Raw genomic sequence first — 13434 nt, 5'->3', positions numbered from 1 at the left:
GTCGAATGCTGTCGTGGGTTCGAATCTGTTCGAGCCGCCGCGCGGCCGGTTCCGTTTTTCGAAGGCGACGCCGTCAGTCGTCCTCGTCACTCGTCACTCATCGTCCTCGAGGTAGACGTTGTTCTCGTCGGAGACGAGTTCCGGATTGTACGAGACGTTCGGATGCGGTTGCACGTCACCAACGTAGTCCTGGGCCGCGATCGTGTTGTGCTCGGAGTAGGCGGGCATCACGGGCACCTCCTCGACGAGTTCGTCGATGACGTCGACGTAGAGTTCCCGGCGTTCCTCCTGGTCTGCCGTCTCGCGGGCCTCGAGGATGTTGTCGTGGAAGTCGTCGCTGCCCTCGTAGAAGTGCCCCTGCGTGACGCCGGCGTTTTCCTCGTGGAAGAGGTTGTACAGGTAGACGTCGGGGTCGGGGCCGCCGGTCCAGCCGAGGATGTACATTTCGTAGTCGTCCGCGTCACCGGAGATGTACGTGTCCGTCAGCGTCGCGAAGTCGAGCGCCTGTACCTCGGCGTCGTAGCCGAGTTCGTCGAGTCGCGAGGCGATCAGTTCGCCCAGCGCGATGCGAACGTCGTCCGGCGGCACGATGATCGTCGGCTCCCAGTCGTCCGGATCGTCCAGCCCCTCCTCGAGCAGCGCTTCGGCCTCGTCGGGGTCGTACTCCGGCGCTTGTTCTTCCCACTCGTCGCTCGGGAAGTCCCAGCCGAGGTCGTCGACGATCGGCGGGATCGGCGAACTCACCGGCGTCGCGCTCTCGCCGAGATTCGTCTCGACGAAGTCGCTCATCGAGAACGCGTGAGCGATGCCCCGGCGGACGTCGGGATCGGTCGTCTCGCCCTCGTTGCAGTTGAACGCGACGTACTGGTAGGAGGGGCTCTCCGTTCGGTAGACCTCGATCCCCTCCTCGCCCTCGATCTGATCCCAGTCCTCCGGCGGCACGGTCGCGATCGCGTCCGTGTCCCCCGCGAGGATCTGAGAAACCCGCCCCGCGTCGTCCTCGGCGGCTTCGAACCGAACCGACTCGAGTTCCGGCTCCGGATTGGCCCAGTAGTCGTCCCAGGCCTCGAGTTCCACGTACTCGTCGGAGGTCCAGTCCTCGAACGTAAACGGCCCACAGCCCACGGGGTTCGTGTTGTAGTCGCCGGGATCGTCCGTCCGGACGTCCGCGTTGACGACGTACGTCGCCACGGTCAGCGTCTCGAAGGGACCGTAGGGATGCTCGAGGTCGATCTGGACGGTGTGTTCGTCGATCGCTTCGGTTCCGTCGACGTCGATGAAGTCGTACTCCGGCCGGTTGTCGGTGTCCTCCTCGACGGGCGCGGTAAACGAGTGAGCGACGTCCTCGGCGGTGACGGGATCGCCGTTGTGGAACTCGGCGTCCTCGACGATCTCGATGATGTAACGCTCGCCGTCCTGTTCTTCTTCGGGCTCGCCCGCCGCGAGCTTCGGCTGGAGCTCGAGGTCGTAGTCGTACTCGTAGAGCCCGTCGAAGACCTGGTGGATAACCTGCGCGCTGTAGGCGTCGTTCGAGACGACCGGATCGAAATCCCCCTCCGGATGGACTTCCTGCGTATAGAGAAGCCCGTCTCCCGGACCGCTGTCCCCACCGATACAGCCGGCCACCATCGTTGCGCTCAATGCGGCACCGGACGCGAGTAGCTGCCGTCGCGTCGGCGTGATCTGATCGTGCACCATCTCGGTATACAATAACTCCCGTGGTATATTGGTAGCAGGGATCTAGACCTCGTCCAAGCAACGTTTACCGACGCCATAATCTTTCAAAGTCTGTTTATTTCAATTCGTGGTAGAATTCGTGGCGAAAAACTAGATGAGAAACCGTTATAAAAGAGGCGGCTGGCGGCCACATCTGGTCGCCGCGAATCGAAGACGGTCAGTACGGCCCAGCAGTGCCACTCGATGAACGCGCGGCGACGGACCGGTGGCATTTTTGTCGTGGCGGCGGTGATGGTGCGTATGAACTATCGGGCGGTCGAGACCGAATCGGAGTACGTCGCCCGCCTCGAGACCGGCGCGGAGTGGCGGGCCGAGATCGAGTCGCTCGCGGACGACGTCGACGCGGACGCAGCCTGGTTCAGCGCCCTCGGCGCGGTCCAGGACGCCGAACTCTGGTTTTACGATCAGGAAGCGTGTGAGTACTATCCCATCGAATTCGACGAGCCACTCGAGGTGGCAAGCTGCGTCGGTAACGTCTCCTGGCTCGACGGAGACCGATTCGCGCACACGCACACGGTGCTCTCGGATCCCGACGGCACGGCGTACGCCGGCCACCTGAACGAGGCGACCGTCTGGGCCGGCGAGGTCTACATGCGCGTCTTCGCCGACGGACTCGAGCGCGAGTACGACGAGACCACCGAACTGGACCTCTGGCTCTGAGATGCGCGAGGCAGACGAACGCTACTTCGAACGGCTCGAATCCCAGCTCGAGGCGGCGATGGACGTCGCCGAGGAGGCGAAACAACGTGGCGCAGATCCCGAACCGGAGGTCGAGATTCCGACCGCACGCGACATGGCCGACCGCGTCGAGAACATCCTCGGAATCGACGGTGTCGCCGAGCGCGTGCGCGAACTCGAGGGTGAGATGTCCCGCGAGGAGGCCGCACTGGAACTCGCGAAGGACTTCGCGGAGGGTCGGGTCGGCGACTACGAGACGAAAGCCGGGAAGGTCGAGGGGGCCGTCCGCACCGCGGTCGCCCTGCTGACCGAAGGTGTCGTCGCCGCGCCCATCGAGGGCATCGACAAGGTCGAGATCCTCGAAAACGACGACGGCAGCGAGTTCGTCAACGTCTACTACGCCGGGCCGATCCGCTCTGCAGGCGGGACCGCACAGGCCCTCTCGGTGCTCGTCGCGGACTACACCCGCGCGCTCGTCGGCATGGGACAGTACGAGGCCCGAGACGAAGAGGTCGAACGCTACGCCGAGGAGATCGGCCTCTACGACAAGGAAACCGGACTGCAGTACACGCCCAAGGACAAGGAGACGAAGTTCATCGCCGAACACATGCCGATCATGCTCGACGGCGAGGCCACCGGCGACGAGGAGGTCTCCGGCTTTCGGGACCTGGACCGCGTCGACACTAACAGTGCCCGCGGAGGGATGTGTCTGGTCCTCGCCGAAGGGATCGCCCTCAAAGCGCCCAAGATCCAGCGCTACACCCGCAACCTCGACGAGATCGACTGGCCGTGGCTCCAGGACCTGATCGACGGCAACTACGGCGACTCGAGCGACGCCGATGCGGAGAGCGAAGACGCCGTCGAGCACGCAGGTGACGACGCCGCCGAGGACGAAGACGAGGCGCCCGATTCGGCCGACGACGGCGATGACGACGCCGACGAGTCCGCGGGGCCGCCCCGCGTCGAGAAATCGAAGAAGTTCCTTCGGGACCTGATCGCCGGCCGACCGGTCTTCTCCCACCCCTGTGCGAAGGGCGGGTTCCGACTGCGCTACGGTCGCGCGCGCAACCACGGCTTCGCGACCGCCGGCGTCCACCCCGCCGCGATGCACCTCGTCGACGACTTCCTCGCGACCGGGACGCAGATCAAGACCGAACGCCCCGGCAAGGCCGCCGGCGTCGTCCCCGTCGACACCATCGAGGGGCCGACCGTCAAACTCGCAAACGGCGACGTTCGACGCATCGACGATCCCGAGGAAGCCCTCGAGATCAGAAACGGCGTCGAGAAGATCGTCGACCTCGGCGAGTACCTCGTCAACTACGGCGAGTTCATCGAGAACAACCACCCGCTCGCACCCGCCTCCTACACCGACGAGTGGTGGATACAGGACTTAGCGGCCGCCGGCGCCGACGTACAGGCCTTCGAGGACGACCCCCGAATCGACCTCGAAAACCCCGACGCCGACGAGGCCCTCGAGTGGGCCCTCGAGTACGACGCGCCGCTTCACCCCGCCTACACCTACCTCTGGCACGATATCTCGGTCGACGAGTTCTGCGAACTGACCGACGCCGTCGCCGCCGGCCGGATCGAAGGCGCCGACGACGACGAAATCGGTGGCGACGAAGCCGACGCCGACGGGACGCTCGTGCTCCCCTACGAGGAGTCTACGGCGGCGATCCTCGAGGCGCTCATCGTCGAACACCGCCAGCGCGAGGGCGACGACAGAATCGAGATCGACGACTGGCTGCCGTTCGCCCGCACCGTCGGCTGTGAACCCCGACGAGCGGTCGCCGACGGAGCCGCGCTCGATCCCGACGGTCGCGAGGACGAACCGATCGTCGAACTCGAGCGCACCTGGTCCGACGACGACCTCTCCGAGCGCGCCCGCGAGTGGGGCCACGAGAGCGAAGACCCGGGCGCCAACGCCATCGAGGCGGTCAACGAGGTCGCCCCCTTCCGCGTTCGCGAGCGCGCGCCCACGCGAATCGGAAACCGAATGGGCCGACCCGAAAAGTCGGAGAGCCGCGACCTGAGCCCCGCCGTCCACACGCTCTTTCCCATCGGCGAGGCCGGCGGCACGCAGCGAAACGTCGCCGACGCGGCCAAACACGCCGAGACGATGCGGGATACCCCCGGCGTCGTCGAGGTGCAGATCGGTCGCCAGCGCTGTCCCGACTGTCACGAGGAGACGTTCAAGAACCGCTGTCCCGAGTGTTCCGCCCGAACGAAGCCCGACTACCGCTGTCCGGACTGCGACGACCGCGTCGAACCCGACGAGGCCGGCCGCGTCGAGTGTGGCCGCTGTGAGGTCGAGGCCACCTGCGTCGAGACCCGGGAGATCGACATCAACGAGGAGTTTCGCAACGCCCTCGAGTCGGTCGGCGAACGCGAGAACGCCTTCGACATCCTGAAAGGCGTCAAGGGGCTGACCTCGACGACCAAGGTTCCCGAACCCATCGAGAAAGGAATCCTACGGGCCAAACACGACGTCTCGTCGTTCAAGGACGGCACCGTCCGCTACGACATGACCGACCTGCCCGTCACCTCGGTTCGGGCCAGCGAACTCGACGTCGACGTCGGCCAGTTGCAGGCGCTCGGCTACGAGGAAGACATCCACGGCGAGCCCCTGACCCACGAGGACCAGCTGGTCGAGCTCAAGGTCCAGGACATCGTCCTCTCGGACGGCGCCGCCGAGCACATGCTGCAGACGGCGAACTTCATCGACGACCTGCTCGAGCAGTACTACGGCCTCGAGCCGTTTTACGAACTCGAGGATCGCCAGGAGCTCGTCGGGGAGCTGGTCTTCGGGATGGCGCCGCACACGAGCGCGGCGACCGTCGGGAGAGTGGTGGGATTTACGAGCGCCGCGGTCGGATACGCGCATCCGTACTTTCACGCCGCGAAGCGTCGGAACTGTTTCCACCCCGAGACGACGGTCCGCTACGAAGACGAAGCCGGAATCGCGCGCGAGGAATCGATCGAGGCGTTCGTCGAGTCGCGGCTAACCGATCCCCGCGAAGACGACTTCGGGACGCTCGTTCAGGAACTCGAGCAATCGATTACCGTCCCGTCGATCGACGACGACGGACGACGCGTTCGCCGACCGGTCGACGCCGTGTCGAAGCACCCGGCTCCCGACCATTTGATCCGCGTCGAAACCCGCAACGGACGGTCGTTGACCGTAACCCCGGATCACACGATGGTCGTCTGGAACGACGGTCTCGAACGAATCGCCGCGAGCGAACTCGAGCCCGGCGACGAGATTCCGACGCCAAATCGGTCTCCGACGGATATCGGAGCCACAGCAGCGACGGGCGTCACCGACGGAGGTCGTCCGCCGGTCGATATCGTCGACCGAACCGAACCGCTCCCGGCCGACACCGACTACACGTATTGTCTGACGGTTTCAGGGACGCATACGCTCGTCGCAAACGACCTCTACTCGGCCCAGTGTGACGGCGACGAAGATTGCGTCATGTTGCTCATGGACGGTCTCATCAACTTTAGCCGGTCGTTCCTCCCCTCCTCTCGGGGCGGCCGCATGGACGCGCCCCTCGTCATGTCCTCACGCATCGATCCCTCCGAGATCGACGACGAGGCCCACAACATGGACATCGTCAGCCAGTACCCCCGCGAGTTCTACCTCGCTACCCGCGAGCAGGCCGATCCTGAATCCGTAGACATCCAGATCGGCGAGGATACCCTCGGCACGGACGGCGAGTACACCGGCTTCGAGCACACCCACGACACCACCGACATCGCGATGGGGCCCGACCTCTCGGCGTACAAGACGCTGGGCTCGATGATGGACAAGATGGACGCCCAGCTCGAGCTCTCGCGCAAACTCGAGGCCGTCGACGAGACCGACGTCGCCGAACGGGTCATCGAGTATCACTTCCTGCCGGACCTGATCGGGAACTTGCGGGCCTTTTCGCGCCAGGAAACCCGCTGTCTAGATTGCGGCGAGAAGTTCCGCCGGATGCCCCTGACCGGCGACTGTCGAGAGTGTGGCGGTCGGGTCAACCTCACCGTTCACAAGGGCTCGGTCAACAAGTACATGCAGACCGCGATCCAGGTCGCCGACGAATACGACTGTCGAGACTACACGAAACAGCGCTTAGAGGTCCTCGAGAAATCTCTCGAGAGCATCTTCGAGAACGACAAGAATAAGCCCACGACTATTGCGGATTTCATGGGTGGCGGGCCCGGAGATGGATAGTACCGTGTTTCGCTCTTCTTCCATCTTCGGCGCGTAGTTCATCGGACGGTTTCTCAGAACGGAAACGAAACTGTCCGCAACCGAGACCGGTGCTCTCGTAGCCGTCGACGGGTCTGGTACGCTGTCTGCAAGCCGATGTACTCGGTGCCAGAGTGCTTGGTGAGTGCGTTCAACGCCGAGTGAACTACGGGACGCTTCCGCCGAGTACAAAAAAGAACGGTGCGCTCGAGAGTCGCTCGCGCCCTCGAGTGGTGTTCGTCAGTCGCTACGGACAGTGTTTGTCGTCGCTCTCATCGTACGACTCGTCATCGTTGGGGTCCTCCGGTAGGTCGTCAACCGGCATGTCCTCCACGATACTGTCGAGGATCACGTAGATGTTCTCGATATTGATCTCCATGCCGGTCAGCTCTTCGACGGTGAGTTCCTCGACGACGATGGTTCCGGCGTCATCAGGGATCTCGAGGTCGTCTTCGTCAGGGGCCTCTTCTTCGTCTTCGTCAGGGGCCTCTTCTTCGTCTTCGTCAGGGGCCTCTTCTTCGTCTTCGTCAGGGGCCTCTTCCTCAGCCTCTTCGAGTTCTTCGGCGAGTTGCTGCCAGTCCTCGACGGTGTCCGCGCCGTCGTTCAGCGCGTCAACGGCGTCCTGGGCTGCGACACCGTACTCATCTTCGATCGCGTCAGCTTCCTCGCGGGCGTCCTCGGGCGTGTCGACATCATCCGCAATGTCCGTCCCGAGGAGTTCCTGGGACTGGGCGTTGATCTCCGCAACTATTTGATCGAACGTCTCATCCTGTAGGTCTTCCTGTACGTCCGCGTCAAACTCCTCTACTTCTTCGATGTCGTCGACGTTCTCGAACCGTTCGTTGATTTCCGCGATGTCTTCGTTGACCTCTTCGACTGCGTCTTCTTCAGACGTCTGCGCCGCGACCGACCCGAAGCCGACCAGCGCCGCAGATGACGCCATAAGGATGGCGAACGTTACCGCAAGGACCTGTGTCCATCGTTGTTGACTCATTTGATCACTACCTTCGCAGTGTAACGAAGGCGTGTGGAAGGTCAGCAGACGACACTATTAAACGAAGATATCGTTCAAAGTTCCCAGTTCTCCCATTAGTTCTACTGATTCCAATTGAGATTTCTGCAACTAATTACCTGAATAATTACTCGAGAATTAGATAAACATCGTATCGAACTACCGCTTGATCGAACCAGTCGAGGACCGTGATTATTTGTCACCGACAGCTCGAATCAGCCGTCTCTGGGCGTTGAAAGAGGGTTCCCCACGACAATAGCACGATTGCCCTCTCGTCGCGACGGAGACGAATCCGCGTATCCACCACTCGAGCCGATACCACGGTGTACCCTCTCGATCGGTTAGATAGCGTGAAACTCGCTTCGCTTCGGAACACCGAGCGGTTCGTGCTGAGTCGATCCGCTCGAAGCCGTCCCTCGACCGACCGGCCGCGAGGACCGTCGAAGCCGTCGAACGGAGCGGTCACGTCACTACCGTCGCAACCGGTGGGGACTCGTCACCTCGAGGGATACGGATCCCGGCACGGCTTCGAGGGCGACCGTCCCTGAATCGCGGTAACGCACGTTGGATCCACGGCGGAATACTCCCGTGACCCTCGTGGTGTGTCGGTCGCGCCGTCCGGTGATCCGTTCCGGTTGCGGATGGCGTACTCGTTCTCGCATCCGCTCGAGGGAACCCACCACACGATAACACGTCGCTCGAGGCTGTCGGTGAATCAGTTCGAGGCCACGTCGTTCGAGAATCGTCGATTCTCGTGACTGAGCGAGTCGGCGAGTTCGGAACGACCTCGATGGTAGCGGAGCTACTGAAACGAGTTATACACTGATCGGAACGCCCTCTGGCGATCAGGTGTGCAGTGACGGTCCTCGGTGGTCCGTGAGGCGGCGACTCGCGGACGAGAACCCGGGCGTCTACATGGTGACGGTCGTCACGTACTGTTCGGATCGGAGACCGAACCGCTCTGGGGCGTGCGCGAAACGACGTGTGCGACGACGCCGCCGAGTGCGCCCAGGACGAGCGGATAGAACGTTCCGGCTAGCCCGATCGCCAGGAACAGGTCCGGCGCCATCGCTCCATTGCCCGGATCGACCGTAAACACGAACGTTCCGAAGACGACGAGCGGGAGGTAGCCGACGACGATCACCGACCCGGAGAGCGCGGCGTCTGTCGCCGACTCGTCGGTGCTGTGGGTGTATAGCGTGACCACCGCCCCGGCGCCCATCAAGAACAATACGGGGATCGCGTACAACGCCAGGGTGCTCCCGCCTTCTGCGAGGACGAAGTTGTGACTCGGCTCGAGCGCCTGTAGAACGCTGTACTGCGGAACGTCCGCGACAACGTTGTGCGCGTTGTAGTAGAGCAACCCGACCATCTCGACGGCGAGTGATTCGTCGGTTGCAGCCTCGAGGGTGTCGTACTGTTCGTTCGATCGGAGATCGCTGATCGAGGCGGCGTAGGTAAGGCCGTATCCGACGATCCACGCGAGTGCGCCAGCGAGCGCGCCGAGTGCGATCGCGGCTTTCGACTCGTTATCGATAACCACGCCCATTAATTATCAACATTGATATTTAGAAGTTATGGACGAAAAACAAATTTATAATTCATTGTAGTTTAGTACTGAACTAGCTCGGTCGCCGTAGCCGGTGCGGATCTGCGGTGAACGACGGGCGAACGAAAGCGCAGAACCGGTGGTTCGATAACCGGATGACAGCTTTTGAATCTCCCGATCGGACCGACCTTCGGTTCTCGAGCGCGCTGCGACGCAGGTAGCCGGAACGCTACCGTAGGTATCGCTCCCGTCAGAAACGAGCGGTGCAACAGAACAGCGTGATCGAAACGATCGCGGAACCGTTGTGCCTCACGGACAGCGGTTCTCTACTGTCCATTGGCCTTCAGGGGCTGTGAGAGCAGTAGTTGTCCATCTCGTCGTAATCGGCGGTCGCCTCTGCGATCTCGTCGCCGTCCAGGTGAAGCGATACCGTCGCCGTGTCGTCCTCGAGTCCGGTCGTGACCGTCTCCGAGTCGTCGGCGCCGACGGTCAGTTCGTCGGCCGAACCGTCCCCGCTGCCGCCACGGTCGGTGAGTTCACGTATCTCCTCGACGTTGTCGGCGGCGTCGTTTAGCCCATCAACGGCCTCTTGTGCTGCGGCGCCGTACTCCGCTTCGATCTCGTCGGCTTCCGCGCGAGCTTCGTCGGGCGTGTCGACAGCACCCGCAATGTCCGTCCCGAGGAGCTCCTGGGACTGAGCGTTGATCTCGGCAACGACTTGCGTGAATACTTCCTCCTGGACATCGTCGCCGGTATTCGCGTCGATCTCGTCGATCGGTTCGACATCATCGACGTTCTCGAGGCGTTCGTTCGTGTCTTCGATGATCGAGTTGACCTGCTCGACCGCCTCGTCGTGATCGACGTCGCCGCTGTCGTCGTCGCTGCTGGCGTCGGTTTCATCGGTGCCGTTCCGACCGAAGTCGATAACTGACGTCCCCTCCGTCGTCAGCGTGACCGACTCGTCGTTGTCGTTGTCGACCCGGAACGTCGCGAACTCGCGTTCCTCGTCGACGCACGCTGCCACGAACTCGATTTCGTCGGGATCGACCTCGGCTGATTCGTCGTCTCCGCCGTTTTCGTCGTCCTCGGCATCTCGTCCGTCGTCGTCCATAGTGGCCGATACGACCAGCGCGCCGCCGCCAAGTAGCGTGCTCCCGGTCGCAATCGCCATCAAGCTATCACGTCGTGAGAGTGGTGTTCGATTTGCCATCGTATGCTTCCAGCCCAGCGGGCGAGAACCGATAACTCACTCATCACAATTATTATCGGTGATATAAATCCGTTCACCCAAATTAGTACAGAATATATTCGAATTAGCTACTGTTTCATTACGAGGGATAGTTGCGGATGAGATGGTTGAGAATATAAAAGTGTAATAAAACTATACCCCTCCGTGTCGAGAAGGCGATCGATCAGTAACTCGCTCGAGTCAGCCCCGGAATCTCGGCCGGCGGATACTCAGGCGTCGGGACGCATCGGTCGTCGGGGAGCCACTCGAGGAGCATTTCGTTGAACCGCTCGGGACGTTCGCGGGGTGTCCAGTGGCCGCAGTCGTCGAGCAACTCGAGGTCGGCCTCCGGAATCCGATCCGCGGCGCGGACCGACCACTCGACGGGAACCAACGGGTCCTGTTTCCCGTGGACGAGCAGCGTCGGCATCGACAGCGACTCGAGGTCGTCGACGAAGTTCGTCGCGACGCGGCCGTTAAAGGAGAGTTCGTTGTTCTGGAATTCCTTGAACGCCTGAATGGATCCCGGTTCCATCAGTTTCTGGCGGATGTCCGCGACGAACGGGTCGGGAAGCTCGGACGCGTCGGCGACGAGATGATCGAGCACCAGACGAACGCTGTCGGTCGTGGCGCTGGCGGCGATCTTGCTGAACTCGGTCACCCCGGGCATCTGTCCCAGTACCTTCCAGGGGAGTGCGTTCGGCAGTCGACCGCCGAGACCGTAGCTATCGACGAGCGCCAACTGCTCGACGCGGTTCGGGTTCTCGAGGGCGTAACCCAGCGCCACGCCGCCGCCCATCGAGATACCGGCCAGTGAGACGCGTTCGTAGGGCAACGACTCGAGAAAGCCCTCGAGGACGTCGACGTACGTGTCGATGGTGTGGGTCACGTCACCCGTGCTCCGACCGTACTCCGGCCAATCGATCCCGTAGACGCGATAGTCCTCGGCTAGCACGTCGATCGCGTGACGCCACGAGACCGTCGCGTCGTCGATGCCGGCCCCGTGAAGCAAGACAACAGGTGGACCGTCTGTCCCTGCTCGCCGGTAGCTAATCCGACAGTTGCCAACGGTCGTCACACCAGTCCCTGTCATCCGTGGATCACATCCGTATGACGGCTCGAGAACGTATCAAGTACAGGCGAGCATCTGATGGCCCGCCCCGCGTCGGTCACCGGCGGTCGAACCAGAGCCACTCGAACCGGCCATATACCGAGTGCTCTGTAACTTCTTGAAGCGGAGATAGCCCATTCTGTCGCTTTGAAACCCCCTGATTCGACTGGAAACGTCCGGCTGACCGTTCCAGTGACGCGGCTAACTACCATCTCACGGGTATCGGAACGGAGGGTGTATATTGCTTTCTATTACCATGTGATATGCTGGCATGTTTTCTGTCGCGGTCGACACTCCGGTCGGCCCGGGTTTCGAGGCTCCAGCCCATTCGATATCGCGCCTTGGAGTTTATATCACTTCACCGCTGGGTTCGCAACCGTTCTCGAGAGCGTCCCGCGAAGACGATATTCCGCTGTTCAGGATCCGTGAGCGGTCCGTTACCCAATTCGTGTTACGTATACACATTGCACACAAACGAGAGCGGACGCGATTCGGCCTCGAGACGAGGTGTCCACCGAGGTGGGAGAGGCGATCGACCACATTCGCGGCTACGACGAGGAGTGACTCTCCGTCACGCCGTGGGAGGGCCTCGAGGGGTGAGCATCGAACACGTCCGGTCGAGCCACGAGTTCGGCGAAGTCCACCCGCGCTGGCGCTGTCTCGAGTGCGGTGAGATGGGCGCCCTCGACGACGGCCTCCCGGATTCCCGTCCGTCGTGTGGGCCTGGCCGCGAGGCCAGTTACTACTGGACCGAGGACTGAGTCGCCACCCCTTTTATCGACACGAACCCAACGCTTCGGCCATGCAGATCGTCGTCTTCGGCGCCGGCAGCCTCGGCAGCCTCGTCGGCGCCGCACTGGCACGCGAGGCCGCAAACGAGGTCACGCTCGTCGGCCGGGATCCACACGTACGGACGATTCGCGAGACCGGCCTCGAACTGGTCGGTGAACTCGAGGCGACGGTCTCACCGAACGCGACGACCGATGGCAGCGGTCTCGAGGCAGACCTCGCCGTCGTGACCGTCAAGTCGTTCGACACGGCAGCGGCGGCCGAAACGCTCGCGACCGGATCGTACGACACCGTCCTCTCGCTCCAGAACGGCATGGGTAACGAGACGACGCTCGCCGACGCGCTCGAGACCACGGTTCTCGCGGGAACGGCCTCCTACGGCGCGCTATTTCGCGATCCCGGCGTCGTCGCCTGTACGGGAATCGGTGAAATCGTCCTCGGCCCACGCGAGGGCGGCCGTTCGGCCCGCGCTGATCGGATCGGTGACCTGTTCAAGGCGGCCGGACTCGAGACCACCGTCGCCGACGACATGCCGCGACGATTGTGGGAGAAACTCGCCGTCAACGCCGGTATCAACCCGGTGACGGCGCTTTCGAGAAGCGAAAACGGTGCTATTCTCGAACACGAGGCGAACGATCTCGCCCGCTCGGCGGCTCGCGAAACGGCCCGCGTCGCTCGCGCGTGCGACGTTCGGCTCTCGAATCGCGAGGCGGTGGCCGCGCTCGAACGCGTCGCGAGCGAGACGACCGCGAACACGTCCTCGATGCACCAGGACATCCTCGCGACGCGGCGCACGGAGATCGATGCAATCTCTGGCTACGTGGTCGATCGGGGTGAGGAGTGCGCGCTCGAGGTCTCGACGAACCGGTTGCTCACGTCGCTGGTGCGGACGTGGGAGCGATCGCACGGCCTTCGCTAACCGTACTGGTGTTGCGAGGCGTCGAGACTGTCGAGTCGAAGACGCCAAAAACGAAACTCGAGGCGACGCTGCGCGTTAGAACGGCGCTTCCGGTCCTTCGTCGGCTTCGCCGTCGTCGACGGTCTCGCCGGGGAACGACGGGCTCATGCCGCCGCCGCCGCCCATGTCAGCTTC

The 13434-nt window shown here is 62.8% G+C and carries 9 protein-coding genes and 2 pseudogenes; 4 read left to right on the top strand and 7 right to left on the bottom strand.

The window, feature by feature from the left end; translation table 11 throughout:
- Positions 1–93: 93 nt before the first annotated feature.
- A complete protein-coding gene (locus tag C493_RS11335; RefSeq protein ID WP_007259575.1) occupies positions 94–1698 on the bottom strand; it encodes an ABC transporter substrate-binding protein in 1605 nt (534 codons plus the stop codon).
- A 279-nt stretch (positions 1699–1977) separates the two neighbouring features.
- Between C493_RS11335 and C493_RS11330 the strand changes: the two genes are divergently transcribed.
- Together C493_RS11330 and C493_RS11325 are read left to right on the top strand one after the other, a co-directional pair.
- Positions 1978–2397 (top strand): PPC domain-containing DNA-binding protein, encoded by a 420-nt coding sequence (locus C493_RS11330; RefSeq protein ID WP_007259574.1) that lies wholly within the window; start codon positions 1978–1980, stop codon positions 2395–2397.
- Position 2398: 1 nt separating this feature from the next.
- Positions 2399–6634, top strand: coding sequence for a DNA-directed DNA polymerase II large subunit (locus tag C493_RS11325; protein ID WP_007259573.1), 4236 nt, complete (start codon positions 2399–2401; stop codon positions 6632–6634).
- A gap of 98 nt (positions 6635–6732) precedes the next feature.
- Here C493_RS11325 and C493_RS23850 read toward each other — a convergent pair.
- The 5 genes and pseudogenes from C493_RS23850 to C493_RS11305 all read right to left on the bottom strand — a co-directional run.
- Positions 6733–6823: pseudogene (locus C493_RS23850) on the bottom strand (IS6 family transposase); the annotation flags it as partial.
- Positions 6824–6899: 76 nt separating this feature from the next.
- The gene (locus tag C493_RS11320) at positions 6900–7646 is read right to left on the bottom strand and encodes a hypothetical protein (protein ID WP_152421150.1); all 747 of its coding nucleotides are present in this window, start codon (positions 7644–7646) and stop codon (positions 6900–6902) included.
- 946 nt (positions 7647–8592) lie between these two features.
- Positions 8593–9207, bottom strand: coding sequence for a hypothetical protein (locus tag C493_RS11315; protein ID WP_152421149.1), 615 nt, complete (start codon positions 9205–9207; stop codon positions 8593–8595).
- Between the two features lie 349 nt (positions 9208–9556).
- The gene (locus tag C493_RS11310) at positions 9557–10384 is read right to left on the bottom strand and encodes a hypothetical protein (protein ID WP_049889317.1); all 828 of its coding nucleotides are present in this window, start codon (positions 10382–10384) and stop codon (positions 9557–9559) included.
- Positions 10385–10625: 241 nt separating this feature from the next.
- The gene (locus C493_RS11305; protein ID WP_049889316.1) at positions 10626–11534 is read right to left on the bottom strand and encodes an alpha/beta fold hydrolase; all 909 of its coding nucleotides are present in this window, start codon (positions 11532–11534) and stop codon (positions 10626–10628) included.
- Positions 11535–12148: 614 nt separating this feature from the next.
- Here C493_RS11305 and C493_RS23845 point away from each other — a divergent pair.
- Positions 12149–12313: a DUF7130 family rubredoxin-like protein gene (locus tag C493_RS23845; protein WP_007259568.1), complete on the top strand. Its 165-nt coding sequence runs from the start codon at positions 12149–12151 to the stop codon at positions 12311–12313.
- A 41-nt stretch (positions 12314–12354) separates the two neighbouring features.
- On the top strand, positions 12355–13260 hold the full coding sequence (locus C493_RS11295; RefSeq protein WP_007259567.1) for a ketopantoate reductase family protein: 906 nt from the start codon (positions 12355–12357) through the stop codon (positions 13258–13260).
- 75 nt (positions 13261–13335) lie between these two features.
- Here the strand turns inward: C493_RS11295 and C493_RS22675 are convergent.
- Positions 13336–13434, bottom strand: a pseudogene (locus C493_RS22675) (NifU family protein); the annotation flags it as partial.

The sequence above is a fragment of the Natronolimnohabitans innermongolicus JCM 12255 genome, assembly GCF_000337215.1.
Classification (GTDB): Archaea; Halobacteriota; Halobacteria; order Halobacteriales; family Natrialbaceae; genus Natronolimnohabitans; species Natronolimnohabitans innermongolicus.
This window is presented reverse-complemented; position numbering and strand designations above follow the sequence as displayed.